The sequence below is a fragment of the Capnocytophaga sp. G1920 genome (assembly GCF_051417515.1).
Genome location: NZ_JBPRKH010000006.1, coordinates 20660 through 44485, shown reverse-complemented (window position 1 = coordinate 44485; position 23826 = coordinate 20660). Strand labels below are relative to the sequence as shown.

At 39.9% G+C, this 23826-nt stretch carries 15 protein-coding genes; 8 read left to right on the top strand and 7 right to left on the bottom strand.

The window, feature by feature from the left end:
* The first annotated feature begins 41 nt into the window (after positions 1–41).
* The 3 genes from uvrC to purL all read left to right on the top strand — a co-directional run bounded on the left by uvrC (position 42) and on the right by purL (position 6843).
* Entirely contained in the window at positions 42–1832 is a 1791-nt protein-coding gene (gene uvrC, locus ACSQ7D_RS05085; protein WP_437135597.1) for an excinuclease ABC subunit UvrC, read from the top strand.
* A 501-nt stretch (positions 1833–2333) separates the two neighbouring features.
* The gene (locus tag ACSQ7D_RS05080) at positions 2334–3131 is read left to right on the top strand and encodes a Fic family protein (RefSeq protein WP_009422679.1); all 798 of its coding nucleotides are present in this window, start codon (positions 2334–2336) and stop codon (positions 3129–3131) included.
* Positions 3132–3174: 43 nt separating this feature from the next.
* Positions 3175–6843 (top strand): phosphoribosylformylglycinamidine synthase, encoded by a 3669-nt coding sequence (purL, locus tag ACSQ7D_RS05075; RefSeq protein WP_437135596.1) that lies wholly within the window; start codon positions 3175–3177, stop codon positions 6841–6843.
* A 236-nt stretch (positions 6844–7079) separates the two neighbouring features.
* Here the strand turns inward: purL and ACSQ7D_RS05070 are convergent, their stop codons facing one another.
* From ACSQ7D_RS05070 to ACSQ7D_RS05050, 5 genes are all read right to left on the bottom strand, one after another.
* The gene (locus ACSQ7D_RS05070; protein WP_437135595.1) at positions 7080–7418 is read right to left on the bottom strand and encodes a transcriptional regulator; all 339 of its coding nucleotides are present in this window, start codon (positions 7416–7418) and stop codon (positions 7080–7082) included.
* Positions 7419–8699: 1281 nt separating this feature from the next.
* On the bottom strand, positions 8700–9950 hold the full coding sequence (locus ACSQ7D_RS05065; RefSeq protein ID WP_437135640.1) for a hemolysin family protein: 1251 nt from the start codon (positions 9948–9950) through the stop codon (positions 8700–8702).
* Positions 9951–10112: 162 nt separating this feature from the next.
* Positions 10113–10613, bottom strand: a complete 501-nt coding sequence (locus tag ACSQ7D_RS05060) for a c-type cytochrome (protein WP_437135594.1) — start codon at positions 10611–10613, stop codon at positions 10113–10115.
* Positions 10614–10795: 182 nt separating this feature from the next.
* Complete coding sequence (gene hemB, locus ACSQ7D_RS05055) at positions 10796–11782, bottom strand: porphobilinogen synthase (protein ID WP_181831658.1); 987 nt, start codon at positions 11780–11782, stop codon at positions 10796–10798.
* Positions 11783–11841: 59 nt separating this feature from the next.
* Positions 11842–12369, bottom strand: a complete 528-nt coding sequence (locus ACSQ7D_RS05050; RefSeq protein ID WP_437135593.1) for a YqiA/YcfP family alpha/beta fold hydrolase — start codon at positions 12367–12369, stop codon at positions 11842–11844.
* Positions 12370–12722: 353 nt separating this feature from the next.
* On the opposite strand from ACSQ7D_RS05050, the gene ACSQ7D_RS05045 reads away from it, so the two are divergent.
* On the top strand, positions 12723–14738 hold the full coding sequence (locus ACSQ7D_RS05045) for a M3 family metallopeptidase (protein WP_437135592.1): 2016 nt from the start codon (positions 12723–12725) through the stop codon (positions 14736–14738).
* Between the two features lie 42 nt (positions 14739–14780).
* The gene (locus ACSQ7D_RS05040) at positions 14781–15317 is read left to right on the top strand and encodes an isochorismatase family protein (protein WP_437135591.1); all 537 of its coding nucleotides are present in this window, start codon (positions 14781–14783) and stop codon (positions 15315–15317) included.
* Positions 15318–15387: 70 nt separating this feature from the next.
* Here ACSQ7D_RS05040 and ACSQ7D_RS05035 read toward each other — a convergent pair whose 3' ends face one another.
* Positions 15388–16215 carry a universal stress protein gene (locus ACSQ7D_RS05035; protein ID WP_009422677.1) on the bottom strand — a complete coding sequence of 276 codons (828 nt, stop codon included), beginning with the start codon at positions 16213–16215 and terminating at the stop codon, positions 15388–15390.
* Positions 16216–16663: 448 nt separating this feature from the next.
* Here ACSQ7D_RS05035 and rimP point away from each other — a divergent pair, with 448 nt between their 5' ends.
* The 3 genes from rimP to infB all read left to right on the top strand — a co-directional run bounded on the left by rimP (position 16664) and on the right by infB (position 21326).
* A complete protein-coding gene (gene rimP / locus ACSQ7D_RS05030; protein WP_437135590.1) occupies positions 16664–17131 on the top strand; it encodes a ribosome assembly cofactor RimP in 468 nt (155 codons plus the stop codon).
* 10 nt (positions 17132–17141) lie between these two features.
* Positions 17142–18374: a transcription termination factor NusA gene (nusA, locus tag ACSQ7D_RS05025; RefSeq protein WP_437135589.1), complete on the top strand. Its 1233-nt coding sequence runs from the start codon at positions 17142–17144 to the stop codon at positions 18372–18374.
* Between the two features lie 117 nt (positions 18375–18491).
* Positions 18492–21326: a translation initiation factor IF-2 gene (infB, locus tag ACSQ7D_RS05020; RefSeq protein WP_437135588.1), complete on the top strand. Its 2835-nt coding sequence runs from the start codon at positions 18492–18494 to the stop codon at positions 21324–21326.
* A gap of 53 nt (positions 21327–21379) precedes the next feature.
* Here infB and ACSQ7D_RS05015 read toward each other — a convergent pair whose 3' ends face one another.
* Complete coding sequence (locus tag ACSQ7D_RS05015; protein ID WP_437135587.1) at positions 21380–23824, bottom strand: TonB-dependent receptor; 2445 nt, start codon at positions 23822–23824, stop codon at positions 21380–21382.
* Positions 23825–23826 lie beyond the last annotated feature (2 nt).

The following is a 23826-nucleotide window of genomic DNA, read 5'->3' as shown; positions in this document are numbered from 1 at the left end:
TTTTTAATTATTAATTATCAGTTATTAATTACTAATTGTTTATGTTTCCTTCTATCGAAATTCAATTGCAAACCTTACCTACTAACCCTGGTGTCTATCAGTTTTACGATGCTACGGACACGCTTATTTATGTAGGGAAAGCCGTCAATTTGAAAAAGCGCGTTTCTTCTTATTTTCAAAAGGAACACGACAATGCCAAAACACGTATTTTAGTGAGGAAAATTGTGCGTATAGAACACATAGTTGTAGCTACCGAGAGTGATGCATTACTACTCGAAAACAACCTTATCAAGAAATACCAACCGCGCTATAACATTCTCTTAAAAGACGACAAGAGCTATCCGTGGATATGTGTGAAGAAAGAACGATTTCCACGCGTATTCTCTACGCGTAGAGTAGTAAAAGACGGTTCGCTGTACTTTGGCCCTTATACCAGTATGAAAACCGTACACACACTTTTAGATTTGATAAAAGAGCTCTTCGCTTTGCGCAATTGTAATTACGATTTATCTCCGCAAAACATCGCTAACCAAAAATTTAAAGTGTGCTTGGAATATCATCTGAAAAATTGTAAAGGGCCTTGTGAAGGATACCAAAACGAAGCAGATTACAACCAGAATATTCAGCAGATTGTAGAAATCCTTAAAGGGAATTTCAAAAATGCATTGCATCAGTTTAGGGAGGAGATGATGGCACTGGCTTCGGAAATGCGGTTTGAAGAAGCAGAACTCATTAAGCAAAAGATACAGAGTTTAGAGAACTATCAGGCAAAATCGACCATCGTAAGTAGTAAAATTAGCAATGTAGATGTATTTTCTATCGTTTCGGACGAAGAGTACGGTTATGTAAATTTCCTACAAGTAGCCTACGGAGCGATTGTGAGAGCTCATACTTTGGAGATTAAAAAGAAATTGGAAGAAACCGATAGGGAGCTCTTGGAATACGCTATTATTGATATTCGTGAACGTTTCTTCTCTAATTCCAAAGAGATTATTGTGCCTTTTGAGGTTACTCTTTCAGAAGGATTACAAGCGACCATTCCTAAGGCAGGTGAGAAAAAACAACTCTTAGACCTATCGATGCGCAATGCCAAACACTTCCGTCAAGATAGATTCAAACAGGAGAAAATAGTAGACCCCGAACGCCATACGAACCGTATTCTCACCCAGATGCAACGCGACTTGCACCTCTGTGTCCCACCGGTACATATAGAGTGCTTTGACAACTCGAATATTCAGGGTACGAACCCCGTATCGGCGTGTGTAGTATTTAAGAATGCGAAGCCGAGCAAAAAAGACTATCGCCATTTTAACGTGAAAACCGTAGAAGGGCCTAACGATTTTGCCTCGATGGAAGAAGCCGTGTATAGACGTTATCGAAGATTGTTGGACGAGGAACAACCTCTGCCACAACTGATTGTAATAGACGGCGGAAAAGGACAATTGTCTTCGGCATTAAAAGCCTTAGAACAATTAGAACTGCGCGGAAAGATAGCTATTATAGGTATTGCGAAGCGTTTGGAAGAAATATATTTCCCTGAGGATAGTATTCCATTGTATTTAGACAAGCGTTCGGAAACCTTGCGAGTGATACAGCAGTTACGTGATGAAGCTCACCGTTTTGGAATTACATTCCACCGGCAAAAACGGAGTAAATCGGCTATTGTATCGGAGCTTGATGGCGTAGAGGGTATAGGAGAAAAGACTAAAGAAGTACTCTTACAACATTTTAAATCGGTAAAACGCATAAGAGAAGCTACTTTAGAGGAGCTTACCCAAGTAGCAGGCTTTAGAGGTAAGAAAGTGTATGAATATTTCCAGAGTCATAAATAAAAACGAAAGCTTTATTTGTTGCTAATTACAATTTGTTTCATACCTTTGGAGCAAGTTCTATTATAGAAATAATCTATGGCGAAAGCAGTAGGTAGCTCAGCTGTAATAGATTTATAATCAAATGTTATTCGAAGCTAAGACGAACAAACAACGAACAAACAACGAACAAAAGACGAAGAAAAGACGAAGAAACAACGAACAAAAGATGAAGAACAGTGGTACAAATCTGGGTTCTTAGAGGTGTATAATGAGTACTTCTGCTATAAAAATAATTTATTCTTTTAATTAGAAAGTTTTTAATATATTATTCATAATTATTTTGTATCTTTGTCGCAAGTTTCATCTTAGAAAAAATACCTATGAAAAAACTAGGTATGGTAGCTCTTTTAGCAATGGTGATGGTAGCTTGCAACAACAGCACCAACGCAACGCAAAGCACTGAAAAAGAAACCTCTATTATTATATGATAAAGTAGCGGATAAAGGGAAAGAATGAATAACTATGAAAGTCTCTGAAGCAATTAGTATCACAGATAAATTATTTGAGCTCTACAAAAAAAAGATAGAGGTAAACATTCCTCTATTTCTCTCAAAAATAAAAGAAATACCTCTTACAAAGGAGAGTTTTCAGTTCTATACGGCTGTTTCTTCTATGGCTTCTTCGAAAATTGAAGGAGAAGTATTAGACATCGATAGCTATTTGAAACATAAATTAAATGGAGTAATTTATCAAAAAAACTTAGTTGAGAAACCTAACGATGTGTTTGCTGCCTACACTTTTGCTCAGAACTCTCCCCTTACTGTTGCTAACTTACTGAAAGCACATAAAATTATTACAAAGAATTTGCTAACCGCCAGTTCACAAGGAAAAGTGCGTACTTCGGATATGATTATACGCGATGTGGCAAAAGGAATCGTTATCTATGAAGCCTGCGCTAAGGAAGAAGTGAAAAGTGAGTTTGACGCTTTTTGTAATTTCTTAGAAGAGCTCATAAAACGAACATTATCTGTACAGGAAACGTTCTTCTATGCCTCATTATTGCACTTATTTTTAGTAAAGATACACCCTTTTGACGATGGTAACGGGCGTACAGCACGCTTACTCGAAAAATGGTTCTTAGCTGAAAAAATAGGTAAAAATGCTTGGTTTATACCCTCTGAAATCAATTATTGGGAACAGCGTGAAACTTACTACAAGAATATAGCTCTGTTAGGGTTCTTTTACGAAAAACTGAATTATAATAACAGCATACCTTTCTTACTAATGCTACCTAACTTTTTGAAAAATACTACTCAATAACTGAATTATTAATTGTTAATTGCTAATCGTTAATTGGATAATAATGCTTCTTTTCTTTAAAAACCAAAAAAAAACTATCTATGTGGTAGCTACCAAAGTTGCCCTTACTGAGACCGACCTCAACAAACTGAAATGGCTGTTTGGCAATGCCCAGCAACTCCCCTCCCCTACCCTTAACGGTACTTTCATCGGACCCCGTGCGGCAATGATTACCCCTTGGAGTACCAATGCGGTGGAAATTACCCAAAATATGGACATTCACGGGATTACCCGCATTGAGGAGTTTCACGAGGTAACCGACCCCAATACGTCTTTTGACCCTATGCTCTTTGAGCGATACAACGGTCTTACTCAAGATAGTTTTACTATCGACATTCAACCGCAAACAACACTCGAAATCGATGATATCGAGGCATATAACCAGCAAGAAGGACTTGCGCTAAGCGCCGAAGAAGTTGCCTATTTGCAAAATCTCTCTCAACAACTGGGGCGCAAACTCACCGACTCGGAAGTGTTTGGCTTCTCGCAAATCAACTCCGAACACTGCCGACACAAAATCTTCAATGGTACTTTTGTTATCGACGGTGAGGAAAAACCTTCTACTCTCTTCAAACTCATTAAAAAGACATCACAAGAACACCCTAATAGCATTGTTTCGGCTTATAAGGACAATGTGGCTTTCATCAGAGGGACTACCGTCGACCAGTTTGCACCAAAAAGTGCCGATAAACCCGATTTCTACGAGGTAAAACCTTTTGAGGCTGTACTCTCACTCAAAGCCGAAACCCACAACTTCCCCACTACGGTAGAGCCTTTCAACGGGGCGGCTACAGGTTCGGGAGGTGAAATACGCGACCGCTTGGCGGGCGGACAAGGTTCTTTGCCTTTGGCAGGTACGGCGGTATATATGACGGCTTACCCCCGATTAGAAGAAGACCGCCCTTGGGAAAAAGGAATGGCAGAACGCCAATGGCTCTACCAAACACCAATGGATATCCTCATCAAAGCCTCTAACGGAGCCACCGATTTCGGTAATAAATTCGGTCAACCACTCATTACGGGTTCACTTTTCACCTTTGAACACGAAGAGGGCGGACGCAAATTAGGCTTCGACAAAGTGATTATGCAAGCAGGAGGCGTAGGTTATGCCAAAGCCTCACAAGCCATAAAGCACACCCCACAAGAAGGTGACAAAATAGTTATCTTAGGCGGTGAAAACTACCGCATAGGTATGGGAGGTGCTGCGGTATCATCTGCCAATACTGGCGCTTTTGGCGCAGGTATCGAGCTCAATGCAGTACAGCGTTCTAACCCCGAAATGCAAAAACGCGCTGCCAATGCAATTCGCGCAATGGTAGAATCGGACGAGAATCCTATCGTTTCTATACACGACCACGGGGCTGGCGGACACCTCAACTGCCTTTCAGAACTCATAGAAGAAACCGGTGGTAAAATCGACTTAGACAAACTGCCCGTAGGCGACCCTACCCTATCGGATAAGGAAATTATAGGTAATGAATCTCAAGAGCGTATGGGATTGGTATTGCCCAATTCGGCTATTGCCAAACTAAAAACCATTGCCGACCGCGAGCGTGCGCCTATGTACGAGGTGGGCGTAGTTACCGATGACAAGCATTTCAGCATTGCCTCTGCAAAGAAAGGTACCCGCCCAATGGATTTAGACCTTAGCGCGCTCTTTGGTAGTTCACCAAAAACCGTAATGACCGATGAAACAGTAATTACTAACTACGAAGAGCTACACTACTATGCAAGTCAGTTACAGAACTATTTAACACAGGTGCTACAATTAGAAAGTGTGGCTTGTAAAGACTGGCTTACTAACAAGGTAGACCGTTGTGTAGGGGGCAAAGTCGCCAAACAGCAATGTGCAGGCGCACTACAACTCCCCTTGAACAACGTAGGGGTGATGGCTTTGGACTACAATGGTAAAGAAGGAATCGCTACCAGCATAGGTCATTCGCCTCTTACAGCACTCATCAACCCTACCGCAGGCAGCCGCAATGCTATTGCCGAAGCACTGACTAACATTGTTTGGGCGCCACTGGAAGACGGCTTACAAAGTGTATCGCTATCCGCCAACTGGATGTGGGCGTGCCGTAATAAAGGAGAAGATGCGCGTTTGTACGAAGCTGTAGAAGCGGCTTCTGATTTTGCGATTGAATTGGGTATCAATATCCCTACCGGTAAAGATTCCCTATCAATGAAACAAAAATACCCCGAAGGAGGTGATGTGATTGCCCCAGGTACGGTGATTATTTCGGCGGCTGCCCATTGTACTGACGTGCAAAAAGTAGTTGAACCTGTACTCAAACGCAATGGAGGCAACATTTATTATATCAACTTCTCGGGTGCTCATTTTGAATTAGGAGGTTCGGCTTTTGCCCAAGTATTAAACAAAATAGGCGATAAAGCCCCTACCGTAACAGATGCCGAAGGTTTTAAAACAGCTTTCAATGTTGTTCAATCACTCATAAAAGAAGGTAAAATACAAGCAGGGCACGACATTGGTAGTGGCGGACTTATCACAACGCTTTTAGAGATGTGCTTTGCCGAAAACGACTTAGGAGCTACCATCGATTTGAGCGGACTCTCAGCCGATGAAGACCTTATCAAAACCCTCTTTGCCGAAAACGCAGGGGTAGTAATTCAAGCCGATAGCAGCATTGAAGCTACTTTAGAAGAAAACTTCTTAGAATGGGCTAATATAGGCGAAGTAACTACTTCACAAGAACTTACTATTCACCATTTCGGAAAATCGTACCATTTCAACATCCACGAATTGCGCGATGTGTGGTACCTCACTTCTTACCTGTTAGACAAACAACAAACGCAAAACAACAAGGCGACCGAGCGTTATCAAAACTACTCCGAACAGCCTTTACAATACACTTTCCCAGCGCATTTCACGGGTGAAAAACCCGTACGCCCCGCAGGCAAACGCCCTACAGCCGCAGTGATACGCGAAAAGGGTAGCAACTCCGAGCGCGAAATGGCAAATGCCCTTTACTTGGCAGGCTTTGATGTGAAAGACGTGCATACCACCGACCTTATCAGCGGACGCGAAACCTTAGAAGATGTACAATTTATAGGAGCTGTAGGCGGTTTCTCTAACTCGGATGTGTTAGGCAGTGCCAAAGGTTGGGCAGGGGCTTTGCTCTACAACGAGCAGGCTAAAAAAGCATTGGATAACTTCTTTGCTCGCCCCGATACCCTTTCAGTAGGTATCTGCAATGGCTGTCAGTTGTTTATGGAATTAGAAGTCATCAATCCTGAGCACACTGAGCACGGCAAGATGTGGCATAATGATAGTGGCAAGCACGAAAGTGGTTTTGTATCAGTAACTATTCCAGAGAACAACTCGGTGATGCTCTCCACCCTTGCCGGTAGTACTTTAGGGGTATGGATATCACACGGCGAAGGGAAATTCCACTTGCCATTGGCAGAAAATCAGTACAATATCGTAGGTAAATACGCTTATCAGGAGTACCCTGCCAACCCTAACGGCTCTGATTACAACACGGCTATGTTATGCGACAAAACAGGGCGCCATTTGGTAACGATGCCTCACATAGAGCGTTCAGTTTTTCCTTGGCAATGGGCATACTATCCGAGTGAAAAAACAGCAGTTAGTCCTTGGTTAGAGGCATTTATCAATGCTCGCAAGTGGATTGAAGCGCGTAATGCCAAATAAAAATGGTAAATAAAATCTTAAAGAATAAGTGTCGTAAGTATTAAAATTACGCTAAAAAGGGGCTCTATAAGCCCCTTTTATATTAAACTTTTGTTAAACTTAAAAATACACTTGACAGGTACTGTTTTATTCGTACCTTTGCATCGCAATGAGGGTGGTAGCTCATTGTAAACTTCAAATAATAGTTTTCATAATTTAAAGTTTTGGTTGGTTAATGAAGAAGTCCGATAAAAGAATTATCGGACTTTCTTTTTTAATTCTTGCAACACTTCTTCTAAATCAACAGAAAAAGAAGGTAATTGTATTGTAATAGTACTGAAAGGGCAATTACCTTTTAGCTTCTTTGTGATATGAATATGCAAGACATTGGCTTTCAAATTAAAAACTACATCTTGGCACAAGGCATAAATATAATGAGTTTGCTCATTGTATTCAAAATAGAGTTCTTCCTCATAAGCCAATTTGCTTATAGAAAAATATTGCTCCTTATTTACAAAAGTTATTTGCAAAAGCTCTCCCCAATATGCACGAGGGTTGAGGTTGATTTCTTCAGAAGTAAAAAGTAAGGTGTTCATTATGTCTTAAACTATTTTATAGTTTCCCGTACTATCGGTCGGTTATAAACTGGATATTTGGATTCTATGTTCATACTGCAATGTTCATAATTCTATTATTTTTTTTACAAAGATACTGATTTTTTCCTGAAAAGCAAGAAGATTTTTAAATTTTAGACTTGAAGAATCTCAGAGAGACTTAGAAAATATGAGAAAAACTTTGAGATATCAGAAATGGATTTGGACTTCCGGAAGATAACGAAGAAGTTCGAAGGAGGTGAGTTAGGTAAAAGGTGAAAGATGAAGGGTAAAATGGGTATGCTTAGCTTATAGAGAGCTTATAGGAAGCTTATACGAATCTTGGAAGATTGCTATAGAAAGGCTATATAAACAGTTGATAATGAATAGCTAAAAATGAAGAATAAAATGGATTTTTGAGGGAAATAAATCGACAAATAAGGAAAGTTAAGAGGGCGGTAAGACGATGGTATTAAGAACTGAAGAAATAGAATAATATCAATTATCTTGTTTAGTGAGAATTTTGATACTGCTTCTTTTTCGTGCAAGAGAAAACTGAAAATGAGCCGTGTAAAATGAGAATATTATACAGGTTAATCGTGTAGCGTATACACAAAATAGAGATTTTAGGGATATTGAAGCAAAGAATCTAAAATAGTATTAGATATTGATAATAAGCTATTTGAGTATAAAAAAGGCTACTTTATCATTTTTGGCACGCTATTTTCAATATAGATAATGTAAGTTTGACAGACGGGATGTTAGTAAAACTTGCAAGTGCATTTAAATCATAATAAATGATGACACTAAAAATTGCTTGAAAAAACTGAATTAAACAAAATTACTGAAAAATTGCTATAAGAAACATTGTTAGATAAAAATTATTCATTGAAACAAGATTTTGAGAAGACACAGAGATTGCTAAAATAAACATTGTTAATCAAAATTACTATAAGAAACATTGAATCATTGAAGCAAAGACTGAAAAAACTAAATTACAAAGTCATTTATTAGGCTATTTAAAGACAAAATTTTATGAGAAAAAACAAATACTTTTAAGTTCATAAAATTTTATCAACTTAAAAGTATTCATTTTGGAGTTAGTAGTAGTATTTATATGCATTGTGAAAAAAGACTCTTCCGAAAGGGAGGGTCTTTTTTTAATGGTTAATGATTAGTGATTAATAGTTAATAAGGTATTGCAGTAATCCTTTTGCGACCCTGTACCTTAATTCTTTAACAGGGGTCAATACACTATTTTTAAAGGGGATTAATCTCTTTTCGCTATTCGTTATTCACGGTAAGTCTTACGGTTTCTATTTTAGTCTGTGAGCAGGCTTCGATAGTGAAGGTAAAAGGAGGAATCACTATCACTTCGTCTTGAGTAGGAATTCCTTCGTTGTGAAGCACTATAAAACCGCCAAGCGTTTCGTATTCCTCGCTTTCTGGGATATCCAAATGATAAGTTTCATTGAGGTATTCGACCTCCAAACGCGCTGAAAAAAGGTATTCAGTATCGGATATTTGTTCTTCTATAAACTTATCTTTGTCGTGCTCGTCTTCTATTTCGCCAAAGAGTTCTTCTACGATATCTTCTAAGGTTACAATGCCCGAAGTACCTCCATACTCATCGAGCACTACTGCCATACTCTTGCGTTTGCGGGTGAGAATGTTTAGCACTTCGTTTATCTGGATAGTCTCAGGGATGTTCACAATAGGAATGAGCACTTCTTTGATAGTTTTTGGTTTCTTGAACATATCGAAAGAGTGCACGTAGCCCAAAATATCATCTATATTTTCGTTGTATATTAATATTTTGGAAAACCCTGATGATACAAAGGTAGCAATAAGATTTTCAATAGATTCATTGAGCTCCACGGCTACTATTTCAGTACGCGGAATCATTATTTCACGTGCTTTTACGCCCGAGAACTCCAAGGCGTTTTGGAACATCTGCACCTCACTATCTACCTCTTCTTTTTTAGGAGCGTTTTCCATCTGTTCGGAGATATAATCTACCAGCTCTACTTTAGAGAACGAAAGAGGCACATAATCGCCTTTCGTTTTGAAGAATACGCGTAAGACAAAATCGGATATCCACATCACAAAACTGGAAAACGGATAGAACAGCAGATAGAAAAAGTACGCAGGAATAGCAAATACTTTTAGGAGTTGGTTTGCATAAATCTGGAAGAACACTTTGGGCATAAACTCTGCCGTGATGAGAATTATGAGGGTAGAGATAATGGTATGCCAAAGGACATTTTGGAAGAAAGGAGGCAAAAGAACTGTCATTACCTTTCCCATTTCAAACCCATACACTACAAGGGCTACGTTATTGCCCACAAGCATAGTAGCCAGTAGTTTAGATGGCTTTCGGGTGAGTTTGGTAAGCACATTAGCAATCATTCCTTCTTGCTTTTTAAGGATTTCTAAGTGTACTTTGTTAGACGACACGTAAGCGATTTCAAACCCCGAAAAGAAGGCTGAAAGCACGAGTGTAGTAAGAATAATTATTACAGAAATAGGTTCCATAAGGGTATAATAGAAAAAGGCAGTTGCTACCAACTGCCTTTTATATAAGTGTAACACTTGTTATAATAGCTAAGCTGAGTGCAAGCTTCTTCATTAGTGATTCTTATTTTAAGTTATTCACTCGGCAAAGGTACAAAAAAATAAATAATGAACAATTATTTCTTATTTTATTGTTCTGATGTACTCCAAAAGTTCACGAGCTTGCTGTTCGTTCAAGCGCTGGTTGAGCATTAAGGTGTTGTACTCTTCTACCAACTTCTTGGCGATAGGGTCTTGCTTCTCCATCACATCGGGATTGAGAATCATATTCATCACCCACTCTGGCGTACGGCGGTCGAGCAAACCTATCATCGCAGGCCCTGTGAGTCGCTTTTTAGGACGATGGCACACGGTGCAATAGGTATTGAAAGTTTCTTCCCCTTTAGCTGCCATTGCTGCATCGGGGGTATCGGCTAAGGGTGGGGTGATGGTCTTCACAGGACCTATCCCTTTGTTGTTTTGCCAATCGGGAAAATCGGGCTCTGGTGCACTGTTTGAAGAGGCAGGTACAGTAGTTGTTGCCTCTTGGGTAGTACTATCGGTGGTGGTGTTATTGTTGTTCGTTCCGCCACCACAAGCGGTTAAAAGTGCCATAGTGGCGAATGTTAAAAAGTGTTTTTTCATTAGTGTATAAAGAAATATAGCTTGCGCTATGAAAATTAATTAAGTATTCTTGTTTTGTAAAGAGGTATGACTAAAGTCATAGAAATTAAACAAAAACCAATAAGAAAATTAAACAAAGATATAGATTCCCTGTTTGATTTGGTGTGATTTGTTCAATTTATCTCCCTCAGGGAGACTGTTGCCTATAAAAGTTTTACGACTTCCTTAGCAAAATAGCTAGCGATAAGGTCGGCACCAGCACGCTTGATGCTCACAATTTGTTCCATCATTACAGCATCGTGATCGAGCCAACCGTTGGCAGCAGCAGCTTTCAGCATCGCGTATTCACCCGATACTTGGTAAACAGCTACGGGCACTTCGCTCATATTCTTCACCTCGCGAACGATGTCTAAATAGCAAAGCCCTGGTTTTACCATCACAATATCAGCGCCTTCCTCTATATCCATACGGGTTTCGCGCAAGGCTTCGAGGCGGTTGTGATAGTCCATTTGGTAAGTTTTCTTATCCTTAGGGATATCCTGTTGGTCTACGGGAGCACTGTCGAGTGCATCGCGGAAAGGTCCGTAGAAAGCTGAGGCGTATTTGGCACTATAAGCCATTATACCTACGTGCTCAAAGCTATTGTCTTCAAGGGTCTCGCGCAAGGCGAGGATACGCCCGTCCATCATATCGCTGGGCGCAATGAAATCAGCACCTGCCTGAGCGTGTGAGAGTGCCATTGTACAAAGAGCATTTACAGTAGCATCGTTCACAATGCGCCCGTTTTCCACAATACCATCGTGACCATAAATAGAATAAGGGTCGAGCGCTACATCAGTCATTACGAGCATTTGGGGTACTGCTTCTTTCACAGTTTTAATAGCGCGTTGCATCAAACCATTGGGGTTGGCTGCTTCTACGCCTTTGTTGTCTTTGAGAGCGTCAGGCACTTTCACAAACAGTAATACCGATTTGAGTCCTAAGCTCCAGAGCTCTTTTACTTCTTTTGCCAATAGGTCGAGGCTATAACGGTAATAACCCGGCATAGAGGCTATTTCTTCTTTTACGCCAGTACCTTCAACTACAAAGAGAGGTACAAGAAAATCATCAGGGGTAACAATCGTTTCTTTTACCAAACTACGTACCGTATCGCTTACGCGCAAACGGCGGTTTCTTCTGAGTGGATACATTATATTTAGTTATTAATTTTTAATGATTAATATTTAGTCCTTATTTATCTTTTTACCTACTATCTGCCAGTGTGGCTCCCTCCTTTTACCTCAAAAAACTCCTTCACTTCTTTTTCAAAAATCTCTATGGGGTAAGTGTGTGCCATAGTATTCAAGAGGTGAATTTCTATATTTTGCTGAGGACTCATATCTCCTCGGAGAACTGATAGCGACTCCCACGGTGTAATGACGTCGTCCTGCAAACCGATAACTATCTGCATATAAGCGCGGTAATTAGGGTTGGGTTGGGTGTTAAAAGGCACTTCGTGTCGATAGGTAAGCGCAGGATTGAATAACAAGCAAGGTTTTTCAAGCTTTTGAGCGAGGTAATATACAATGAGCCCTCCAAGACTCGAACCTATAAGCACATCAACCTCAGCATACTCTTTTTGTAACTCAGCAAAGAGGTTAGGCGCATTCCGATAGTCAATCGTAGGGGCGAAGATTTCACCGTAAGGGGTGAGCACTGCGCGCCTATCGTCTTGTAAGTAGCTATCGAGACCGTGTAAATAGAGTATTTTCATAATGAGTGCAAAGGTACAAAACATTTTTTAATTGACAAATTTGTCTTCTGTTGGCTATAGTCAGAAATGTTTCGTTTAGAAAATTGACTTTAACAAAATTTAAAACTTCATTCAACTTAAAACCCTCTTCTTACCACCTCAAAATCAACTTAAAAGCACCTTTTCTTCGTCTTAGCTTCGCCTTACCTTCGCCTTAGGTTCGCTTTAGGTTCGTCTCAGAAGGCTTCAAAAATCATTTTCCTTTTTCTACCTTTATATTTCAATATTTTTCTTTTCACTGAAAAATTTAGCATCATCTATCTGTTTTCTCTTCTGCTAATTTGCTAATTCCCGCATAAAGATATATATTTGCACTCTCATAATAAAAGACAACCTATATGTTCCAAACACCTTATAACGCAGCGCCCTTTTCGCGCTTTGCTCCTACCGACTATCTACCAGCCATCCAAAAAGCTATTGCCAAAAGCCTCAAAGAAATCGATACCATTGCTCATAATCCAGAAGTGCCTACCTATATGAATACAATACAGCCTTTGGCTTATGTGGGCTTAGAACTCGACCGACTTACGGCAATGTTCTTCAACTTGAACAGTGCCGAAACTAACGAAACCCTGCAAGCAGAAGCTCAACGCATCTCGCCTCTGCTCACCGATTACAGTAACGATATCCGTTTGAACGAAGCACTTTTTAAACGTGTAGAAACAGTTTACAAAACCCGCAATTACCTTTCCGCTTCACCAGAGCAACATACTCTCCTTGAAAAGACTTATAAGAGTTTTACTCGCAATGGTGCAAATTTATCATTGAATGATAAAGAGCATTTGCGCAGAATTGACAAGGAATTAGCACGCCTCAAACTGAAGTTTTCAGAAAATGTATTGGCTGAAACACAGCATTACCAATGGGTGATTACCCATAAAGAAGAGCTCAGCGGTCTGCCCGACTTTGTATTAGAGATGCTCGCTACCGAAGCCAAAAAGCATCATAAAGAAGGCTGGGTGATTACCCTCGACCTGCCCGTCTATACCGCCGTGATGAAATATGCTAATAACCGTGAGTTGCGCCGTAAACTTTTTATTGACTATCACAGCCGTTGTGCAGGTAATAGTGCTTATAATAACGAAGCCAATGTGTTGCGTATCGCTGAGTTACGTGCACAACGTGCCTCACTATTGGGCTATCCCGATTATGCCTCTTTGGTATTAGAAGAGCGTATGGCAGAAACATCAGAAAAGGTAATGGATTTCTTGAATAAACTTTTAGCTAAAGCCAAACCGCAAGCAATCAAAGAATTGGAAGAGCTAAAAGCCTTTTCAGGACTTGATGACTTTCAGCAATGGGATTTTGCTTATTATGCCGAAAAACTGAAACAACAGCGCTATCAAATAGATGATTCTCTATTAAAACCTTACTTATCTTTGGATAAAGCAGTGGAAGGAATGTTTGCAGTAGCACATAAGCTCTATGGTTTACACTTCACCCTTACCGATGAGGTAGAAAAGTATCACCCCGAAGTACAAACCTACAAAGTAACCGATGATAAAGGAGAATATCTCGCCCTTTTCTACACCGATTTCTTTCCACGTACAGGCAAACGCAATGGTGCGTGGATGACCTCTTACAAAGAGCAATACACTGATACTGAGGGGAAGGATTCGCGTCCACACATTTCCATAGTGTGTAACTTCACGCGCCCTACTGCTTCGGCTCCTTCCTTGCTCACCTTCAACGAACTGACGACTCTCTTTCACGAGTTTGGGCACGCTCTTCACGGTATGCTTTCTAAGGTTACGTATCCTTCTCTAAGCGGTACTAATGTAGCCCGCGACTTTGTAGAGCTTCCCAGCCAGCTGATGGAGAACTGGTGTTACGAAAAAGAAACCTTGCGCCTTTTTGCAACACATTACCAAACAGGTGAGCCTTTGCCCATAGAATGGGTACAAAAAATAAAAGAAGCTGGTGTTTTTATGGAAGGACTTTTAAGTGTGCGTCAGTTAAATTTTGGGTTCTTAGATATGGCGTGGCATACCTACCCTCATTTGGAACGCCTTGAAAATGTTCGCACTTTTGAACAAACAGTTACCAAAGAAACTCAACTCTATCCAACTGTGGAAGCGATGTGTATTTCGCCCGCCTTTTCACATATTTTTAGTGGAGGTTATGCCGCAGGGTATTATAGTTACAAATGGTCGGAAGTGTTAGATGCTGATGCTTTTGAAGTTTTTAAGGAAGCAGGTATTTTTAATACTGAGGTAGCTACTCGTTTCCGTAGAGAAGTGCTCAGCAAAGGCAGTAGTGAGAAGGAAATGACCCTTTACAAACGCTTTCGTGGAAAAGAACCCTCTATAGATGCTTTAATGAGAAGAGCAGGATTCGACTTAGATAAGAGATAAAATAAGATAGAAGATCAGTATCAATTAATAATAATCAATACTATGACAACAGAAAATACACAATTGGTAATCCTTGATATTCAAGGAAAGTTATCGCAAATCGTTTATAAATCGGAAGAGGTGTTACACAACAGCAGGATTCTTATTGAGGGAAGCAAGCTCTTAGAGCTTCCTATCATTTGGGTGGAGCAAATACCCGATAAGTTGGGTGCTACTCACCCTGTGATTGCTGAAATATTAGAAGGCAAAACCTCCGTGAAGAAAAGTAGCTTTTCAGCTTGGGGCAATGCTGAGTTCCGCAAAGAGCTTAGGGCTAACAATCGCAAGTACGTATTGCTTATAGGTATTGAAACCCATATCTGTATTTACCAAACTGCGCTCGATTTGCTCGCTGAAGGTTATGAAGTATCCGTAATTGCTGATTCGGTATCTTCGCGTACCGAAAGCAATAAGCACATCGGGCTCACAATGCTACGTGATGCAGGAGCTACTCTATTAAGCACCGAAGCTGCACTCTTTGCTCTCTTGCGCACTGCCGAGCACCCGCGATTTAAGGAAATAGCAAGATTAGTAAAATAATGATTAATGGCTAATGATTAATAAAAAGGCTGTAAGAGTTTTCTTACAGCCTTTTTACATTAACATTCTCCTACTTTTCTAATTTAATAGTGAGCACAGGTGTGCTGGAGTGATTTACAAGGTCACTACTGATACTTCCATTGAAGAAGTGAGCAATACCCTTACGTCCGTTAGGGAACATACAGATAAGGTCTATATTGTTTTCCTTCACATAGTTTAAGATTCCTGTTTCTACACGAATATCGTTATAAACGTGTGTTTCAAAATGCTGATGAGAGTGTTCAGCTTCTTTAAGAAACTCTTCCATACGTTTGTTTATTTCGGAAGTAGTAAGGAACTGGTAAGGAGTATTAACATACACCAAATCAACCTTAGCACCAAATACTTTAGCAAGTTTCAGTGCCTTTTCAAAAGGTTTTAAAAATCGTTTAGAGAAATCGCAACCAAACATCATATGTTTAATTTTGAGCTTCTCGTGTGGATTTTTAATTACCAATACAGGCACAGAGGCAGAGCGGACTACTTTTTCAGCATTAGAGCCTATAAAGAGTTCTTTGGCGCCTGAAGCCCCATTAGAGCCCATAAACACGAGGTCGATATGGTATTTTTTTACAACTTCTTCCACAGCTTCGGGTAGCGGAGCAGTTTCAACAAGGTCAATCACTTCGACAGTGGTATCAATTTCCTTTTTAAGGTCGTTGAAACGCTGTTTAGTAAGGTTGAGAAAATACATTGCTTCGGGTACCGATACTTGACTTTCGGTCATTAAGCGGATAGGAAGTTCAATGGCGTGCAACACATATACTTTGGCATTGTGTTGCTTAGCTAAGTTAATCGCAACGTGTAGTGAAGCGATTGACTTTTCTGAAAAATCGGTGGTTACTAAAATGTTTTTCATAAGAATCTATTTTTTTAGTTAAAAGTTATGAGTTTAGAGTTATGAAAGCGACCTACTCTAAAATAATTAGGTTTAGCTTATACAAAGCTTATACGAACCTTGGACGATTGTTATACAAAGGGTATATAAAGCATTTATTCACAACGGTTTTTATCAGGTGTTTTTAATCAAGAAAAAAGGTGTTACAACGGCAGTAAATTACTGTTTTATTATTCTTAACAATCCGTTTATTAGCACTTTAAATGTCTTTATGGACTGCCGGATGCCTATCTATACAAATATTGATAGCTTTATATATTAGTTAAATTTCACGTGGTAAAGGTACTACTTATTTTTATAACTTCCAAACTTTTTTTACTTTTTTTCTTGTTATTTAGAAAAATCGTCGTATCTTTGCACCGAAAAGTAATACTTGAGGGGACATTTAAGTCCCCTCTTTTTATAGCAAATGAATTTCAAAGATCAAGTTAAAGAGTTAGTTAATAAGGCTTTAAGCGAGCGCCCTGAACTGTTTCTAACCGATTTAAGCGTAGGAGCTGACAATACTATTCGCGTGACCATCGACGGAGATAAGGGCGTGGGCATTGACGATTGTATAGAGCTTAGCCGTGCTATTGAAAACTCTTTAGACCGCGAGACGGTGGATTTTGCCTTGGAGGTTACTTCGTTTGGCGCTACTGAACCTTTTGTAATGGAACGCCAATACGCCAAAAATGCAGGTAGAACTGTGCAAGTCACGACACTCGACGGTAAAACGCACGAAGGCTTACTAAAAGGCATTGCTGAGGGCAATGTGATTATAGAAACTGAAACTCGTGAACCGAAGCCCGTAGGCAAAGGTAAAATCACTGTAAAAAAAGAGCACTTGTTTGCGCTCACCGATATAAAAGAAACTAAAATAATCATTAAATTTTAATTAAACGTATATGAATAGTCTTGAATTAATCGAATCATTCTCGGAGTTTAAAGATGATAAACTCATCAACCGCGAAACCTTGATGGCTATTTTGGAAGAGGTTTTCCGCAATACCCTAAAAAAGAAATATGGCTCTGACGATAATTTCGATATTATTATCAACCCCGATAAAGGCGACCTACAAATCTTCCGTAACCGTGTGGTAGTGGAAGACGGTGCAGTAACGAATGACAATCAGCAAATTGAACTTTCGGTAGCTCGCAAAATTGAACCCGACTTTGAGGTGGGGGAAGACGTTTCAGAAGAAATTAAAATTGATGACTTGGGTCGCCGTGCTATATTGGCATTGCGCCAAAACTTGATTTCTAAAATTCACGAATACGATAGTATGACTATTTATCAGCGTTTCAAAGACCTGATAGGTCAGCTATACGTAGCCGAAATACACCATATCCGTCACAAAGCTATCATCTTGTTAGACGACGAAGGCAATGAGATTATCCTTCCTAAGGAAAAACAAATCCCATCGGACTTTTTTAAGAAAGGCGAGCACGTGCGCGGAATTATCGAATCAGTAGAGTTGAAAAGTACCAAACCTACCATTATTATGTCGCGTACCTCTCCTCTATTCTTGGAGCGTTTGTTCGAACAAGAAATCCCCGAGATTGCCGACGGGCTTATCACTATTAACAAGGTGGTACGTATCCCAGGAGAGAAAGCAAAAGTGGCTGTAGATTCATTCGACGATCGTATTGATGCGGTAGGTGCGTGCGTAGGTGTGCGTGGGTCTCGTATTCACGGTATTGTGCGCGAGTTGGGCAATGAGAATATCGATGTATTACCATTCACCAATAACCCACAACTGCTTATCACTCGTGCTTTGGCTCCTGCGCGTGTATCTTCAGTGGTTATCAACGAAGAAGAAAAACGTGCTGATGTGTATTTAGCAAATGAAGAAGTTTCGAAAGCCATTGGTAAATCGGGCTATAACATTCGCTTGGCAAGTCAGCTTTCAGGTTATGAAATCGATGTATATCGCGAAGGAGTAACCGAAGAAGATATCGAGCTTAGCGAGTTCAACGACGAAATTGAAGAATGGGTGATTGAAGAACTGCAAAAAGCAGGACTTGATACAGCTAAGAGTGTATTGGAACTTTCTGCCGAAGAACTAATGCAACGCACTGACCTCGAAGAAGAGACCGTAAACGAAGTGCTTCGCATTTTGGCAGAAGAGTTTGAATAGGATAAAAGGAAAAATCTGCAAGAGCAGAGTATATGAGGGAGGTAGATTCCTTACAACTTAAACAAAGAATAATGTATCCTTTCTTCTTAAAAGGAGAATGGATTTTAATAAACATATATGAGCGAGGGAAAAAAAATAAGATTAAGCAAAGTTTTAAAGGAGTTCAATATCTCTATGGTAACAGCCGTAGAATATCTGAAGAAGGAGAAAGGGATAGAAATAGAATCTAACCCTAATACTTCTATTACAGAAGATATTGTAAAGTTCCTTTCGAACAAATTTAACGCCGACAAGAGTAAGCGTGAGGTTTCAAAAGAGATAGTGGAAGACAAGCGCAAAGAGCGCGAGGCTATCCGCATAGAGCAAGAGAAAGAAAACCAAGAAAAGCGCAAACAGCAGGAGCAAGAAGTAATAAAAGCTAAAGCTCAACTGGCTGGGCTCAAACCTGTGGGTAAAATAGACCTTGAAGAAGGTAATAAAAAAGAAGGGACAGCTCCTACTCAAGAAGCACCAGAACCAGAAATTACTACTTCAAAACAGGAAGTAACTACTTCTAAAACAAAGACAACAACCTCGAAGCAAGAAGCAACTCCTGGAACAGTGCAATCTCAGCCTGCTAAGGACAAGAAAAAAGACAACAACAAACCCGACGCTCAAAAGAATAAATCTGCTTATCAAAATCCATTAGCACAAACCGTTGCTACGCAAAAGAAGAAGGAACAACAGAACCATAACTCTAAGGAAGAACTCACCTCTGAGATTCCTGCAGGTGTAATTGAAACTCAGTACCAAAAGCTCACAGGTCCTAAAGTAGTGGGTGAGAAAATAGACCTCAGTCAGTTTGAGAAAAAGAAGAAAAAGCGCAAACGCAACCGTCACAAAGACAAGGATAAAGAGACTCAAATTACTACTAATAGCGCTACTGATGCTACCGGCGACAGCGAAAAACGCAAACGCAAACGCATTCGCAAAGATGAAGTGAATGTGGCTAAAGGTGGTGACAACACGAAGAAAGAAAAGAAAAACAAGATTATTGCGAAAATAGAACCTTCCGAAGAAGAAGTACAAAAACAAGTGCGCGAGACCCTCGAGCGTTTGCAAGGTAAAGGTACAAAATCTAAGGGGGCTAAATACCGCAAAGAAAAACGAGAAACACACCGACAAAAGGTAGAACAAGAGCTCGCTGAACAAGAACAACAAGAGAAAATACTAAAAGTAACCGAGTTTGTAACAGTAAACGAACTGGCTACAATGATGGACGTACCTATCAATAAGGTGATTGGTGCGTGTATGTCTCTCGGTATTATGGTAACAATGAACCAGCGTCTCGATGCCGAAACCCTCTCGATAGTAGCTGATGAGTTTGGCTATGAAGTGGAATTTGCAACAGCTAACATCGAAGAAGCTATCCATACCGAAGAGGATCAACCTGAAGATTTAGTACCTCGCGCACCTATTGTTACTGTAATGGGTCACGTAGACCACGGTAAAACATCGCTCTTAGACTACATTCGTAAAGAAAATGTAATTGCAGGCGAAAGCGGAGGTATAACTCAGCACATTGGGGCTTACAGCGTGAAATTAGAAAGTGGTGAACGTATCACTTTCCTCGATACTCCTGGTCACGAAGCCTTTACTGCTATGCGTGCTCGTGGTACCAAGGTAACCGATATCGCTATTATTGTGGTGGCTGCCGACGACGATGTAATGCCTCAAACCAAAGAGGCTATTAGTCACGCACAAGCCGCAGGAGTACCTATTATCTTCGCTATTAACAAGATTGATAAACCGAATGCGAACCCCGATAAAATTAAAGAACACTTGGCGACTATGAACCTCCTCGTAGAAGAATGGGGCGGTAAAATACAGTCGCAGGATATTTCGGCAAAACAAGGTATTGGAGTATCTGAACTATTGGAAAAAGTACTCTTAGAAGCTGAAATCCTCGAACTGAAAGCAAATCCAAACAAACCGGCGGTAGGTACTGTAGTGGAAGCAGCTCTTGACAAAGGTCGTGGATATGTATCTACTATATTGGTAGAATCGGGTACGTTGCACGTAGGCGACTATGTACTGGCAGGTACCAACTCTGGTAAAATACGTGCTATGCACGACGAACGAGGTAAGAAGGTAAAAGAAGCAGGCCCCTCTACTCCTATTTCTATCTTAGGATTGGACGGAGCTCCACAAGCAGGTGATAAATTCTACGTATTCGAAGACGAAAAAGAAGCCAAACAGATTGTAGCTAAACGCGCTCAATTACAACGCGAACAATCAGTACGTACGCAACGCCACATCACCCTCGACGAGATAGGGCGACGCATTGCTCTCGGTGACTTCAAACAGTTGAATATTATTCTTAAAGGTGACGTAGACGGCTCAGTAGAAGCACTTACCGACTCTTTCCAAAAGCTCTCTACTGAAGAGATACAAGTGTCTATCATTCATAAAGGCGTGGGAGCAATTACCGAGTCTGATGTATTATTGGCTTCTGCCTCCGATGCTATTATCATTGGTTTCAACGTTCGTCCAATGACTAACGCACGTGCCTTGGCAGAGAAAGAATCTATCGATATCCGTACCTACTCTATCATCTACGACGCTATAAACGACCTCAAAGACGCAATGGAAGGAATGCTTTCTCCTGTCTTCAAAGAAGAGGTTACCGGTACTGTAGAAATACGCGAACTCTTCAAGATTTCTAAAGTAGGAACCATTGCGGGCTGTATGGTAACCGATGGTAAAATCTACCGCAACTCTAAGATACGTCTATTGCGTGACAATGTGGTGATTTATACGGGCGAACTTTCTTCACTTAAACGTTTCAAAGACGATGTAAAAGAGGTGAGCAAAGGTTATGATTGCGGTTTGCAAATCAAGAACTACAACGATATTCACGAAGGAGACGTGATAGAAGCCTTCCAAGAAGTAGCTGTAAAGAAGAAACTGTAAAAAGTGATATAATAAAAAAAGCGCCTTAAAAGGCGCTTTTTTATATCTCTGAACTAATTACTACTGTTATTGAAAAAAGCTTTGTGGTAAAAATCAGCTAATAACACTGAGATAGCATCCATTTTTTGCTGAGGGGATAGCTTTTGAGCAATGGTTTGATAAATCTCTTCTTTATGTTGTTCAGCAAAGTTGCTCAACAGTCCTTTTTCTTGAATCAAATGTTCCATAGTAATATCTTTCAGCTCATTAAGCATCCAAAGATGTGCCTGATAGCCTTCCTCTGCTTTGTATAGCAATTCTTGATTTTCAGCAGTATTATTCGAGTCATAGGCTTGTTTCTTAGCAAAGAGGTCTGCTTTAAACTTGTCATCACTCTCCAATGCCTGTTTATACAAATTCTTTAAACAACGGAATACAAAATAATGATAGTCAGCTTGTTGCTTCTTAGCTTTTTCTACAAGTAGCTTTTGTTCTTGTAACAAACGTTTCTTATCTTTCTTAGCACTTACTTGCAACTGACGGTGTACCTCTGCAATTTGAGTATTCAGCTCTCCCATAAAACTCAAATCAGTGATATTTGAAAGCTCAGGTATATCTTTTATAACTACCATTTCTTCAGTAGTTGGAGTTGCTTGTTCAATAGGCTCTTCGGTAGTTGCAGGAACTTCTGGCATTACTTTTTCCTCTTGTAATGAAATAGTATCCTTAGCTCTCTCAAGATCTTCTGCTTTTTCAACTTTTTGCTTTTTCTCCTTACGAGGCTTTTTCTCTTTAGGAGTTTTTTCCTTTTTCTTAAACTTAAACGATGGGAAAGGCAATTCTACCTTTTCAAAATGGTAGGTATAACCTACACTCACATTAGTACTTTGTGCCGAAGTGTTTTGAGTGTCACTTTCAGCATTGCGGAATGACTGTAAGGCACTCAAGGTAAACTGGTGGTTTTTCCAAGGAAGGAAGTTTACATTTAGTTGCACATTAGCTGTACTACCTTTGGAGGTATCCGATTGTGAAATACTATAGTTTCCTAACAGTGTCGTGTTGAGTTTGTCTTCAAAAAACCCTTTACCTACTGTAAGCGAAGGTCCCATCACTTGTGTTTTTTCTCTTGAGACAATACTGTACGAGTAGTTGAACGAAGGAGACAAACTTAGTTTGCTTTCAGGGAATTGTAGTATATAAGTCGCACCCGCGTTGTGAAAGCGCGAAATACCTCCTCTGCGTACTATATCATTTTGTTTATTCACCACATCGTTAAAAGAATATGAAAGAGTTATATTCTGTTTTTCATTTATAGCATAAACTATGTTGGCATTTGTGTTCTGTGATACTTGTCGGTAGTTGATAGAGTCTTGTGGATGCTCATAGAGTTGCGGATTATTAATTCTATCAAAAGGATTGATAAGTTTATTAGTAAACATCGTAAAGTTGCTATAACTTCCTGAAAGAGATAGTTTAGACGTAACCTTGGCATTTACATTGGCTGAGCCTACCCACTGGTTGGACTGTTTAGGCTTTTGTTGATTTAAATTGTCGTGTTGTCGTCCTATGCTAGTAGCTATTGACACATTGCCATTAAATAAATTCAACGAACTGTTTAGGGTGATATTCTCCATATCGTTTACAAAATAGTAAGCCCCTAAGGTCTTGTAATCGGGGTCTACTTTCTCGTAACGCACCCCTACACTCGCCTTCGTGAAAATAAAGTTAATACCTGCATTGTAAGCTGTAAAATCCTGCTTTTGGCTTTGAGTATTGCCCAAAAGACTTAAAGCATATTCACCAAACACTTCTACAAAATGCAGAGGTTTATATTTAGCAAATCCTGAATACACTTGGTTGGATAGTGGATATATTTTCTTCTCATCAGGAATAGGTACCGATAGAGAATTAGCTTTATCGTTAGCAAAGAAAAAAATTCCGCCTATTTCTAAATCTTCCTTTTTATAAGAGAGCTTCGTGCCGTAACCCCAACGCTCATAGGTAGGTATGGTTTGAGGGCGACCGTCGTATTCAGTTGCTTTGGCAAGTCTACCTCCCATAAACGAAGCTCTTAAAGGATATTTTTCAGGGGTGAGCTCTAAGCCTCCTCCTGTGAATTGTAAACCGTTGAATGTATAAGGAGAAAAGCTCATACTCACATCGCCTATATGGGCTAAAATCCATTTGTATTTAGGGTGCAGACTTAGGCGATTAAACTTAAAAGGAATTTGGTAGTCTAAAGCATCTCCTTGATTAGTGTATCGATAATTGATAGGCATCGTCCAATCGTAAAAGCCCAAAGTAATATTACCATTGAAGAAATACAAGAAAGGTTCATTAGTAGCACTATCAGAAGCCTGGTTATACACACCACTTACCGAAGCACTCCCGGAGATAGAAAAAGGTTTCTTCTTGAGTTTTTCTTTCAGCTGAGTATCTATATTCTCTAAATCTACCTGCTGAGCTAAAAGAGGTAGAGAAAGTAATACAAAGAATACAAGTAGGTAAGTTCGCGCCATTG

Bases quoted from the DNA above. Each gene is read 5' to 3' on its own strand.
- uvrC (WP_437135597.1), top strand. From the start codon at position 42: ATGTTTCCTTCTATCGAAATTCAATTGCAAACCTTACCTACTAACCCT.
- ACSQ7D_RS05080 (WP_009422679.1), top strand. From the start codon at position 2,334: ATGAAAGTCTCTGAAGCAATTAGTATCACAGATAAATTATTTGAGCTC.
- purL (WP_437135596.1), top strand. From the start codon at position 3,175: ATGCTTCTTTTCTTTAAAAACCAAAAAAAAACTATCTATGTGGTAGCT.
- ACSQ7D_RS05070 (WP_437135595.1), bottom strand. From the start codon at position 7,418: ATGAACACCTTACTTTTTACTTCTGAAGAAATCAACCTCAACCCTCGT.
- ACSQ7D_RS05065 (WP_437135640.1), bottom strand. From the start codon at position 9,950: ATGGAACCTATTTCTGTAATAATTATTCTTACTACACTCGTGCTTTCA.
- ACSQ7D_RS05060 (WP_437135594.1), bottom strand. From the start codon at position 10,613: ATGAAAAAACACTTTTTAACATTCGCCACTATGGCACTTTTAACCGCT.
- hemB (WP_181831658.1), bottom strand. From the start codon at position 11,782: ATGTATCCACTCAGAAGAAACCGCCGTTTGCGCGTAAGCGATACGGTA.
- ACSQ7D_RS05050 (WP_437135593.1), bottom strand. From the start codon at position 12,369: ATGTTTTGTACCTTTGCACTCATTATGAAAATACTCTATTTACACGGT.
- ACSQ7D_RS05045 (WP_437135592.1), top strand. From the start codon at position 12,723: ATGTTCCAAACACCTTATAACGCAGCGCCCTTTTCGCGCTTTGCTCCT.
- ACSQ7D_RS05040 (WP_437135591.1), top strand. From the start codon at position 14,781: ATGACAACAGAAAATACACAATTGGTAATCCTTGATATTCAAGGAAAG.
- ACSQ7D_RS05035 (WP_009422677.1), bottom strand. From the start codon at position 16,215: ATGAAAAACATTTTAGTAACCACCGATTTTTCAGAAAAGTCAATCGCT.
- rimP (WP_437135590.1), top strand. From the start codon at position 16,664: ATGAATTTCAAAGATCAAGTTAAAGAGTTAGTTAATAAGGCTTTAAGC.
- nusA (WP_437135589.1), top strand. From the start codon at position 17,142: ATGAATAGTCTTGAATTAATCGAATCATTCTCGGAGTTTAAAGATGAT.
- infB (WP_437135588.1), top strand. From the start codon at position 18,492: ATGAGCGAGGGAAAAAAAATAAGATTAAGCAAAGTTTTAAAGGAGTTC.
- ACSQ7D_RS05015 (WP_437135587.1), bottom strand. From the start codon at position 23,824: ATGGCGCGAACTTACCTACTTGTATTCTTTGTATTACTTTCTCTACCT.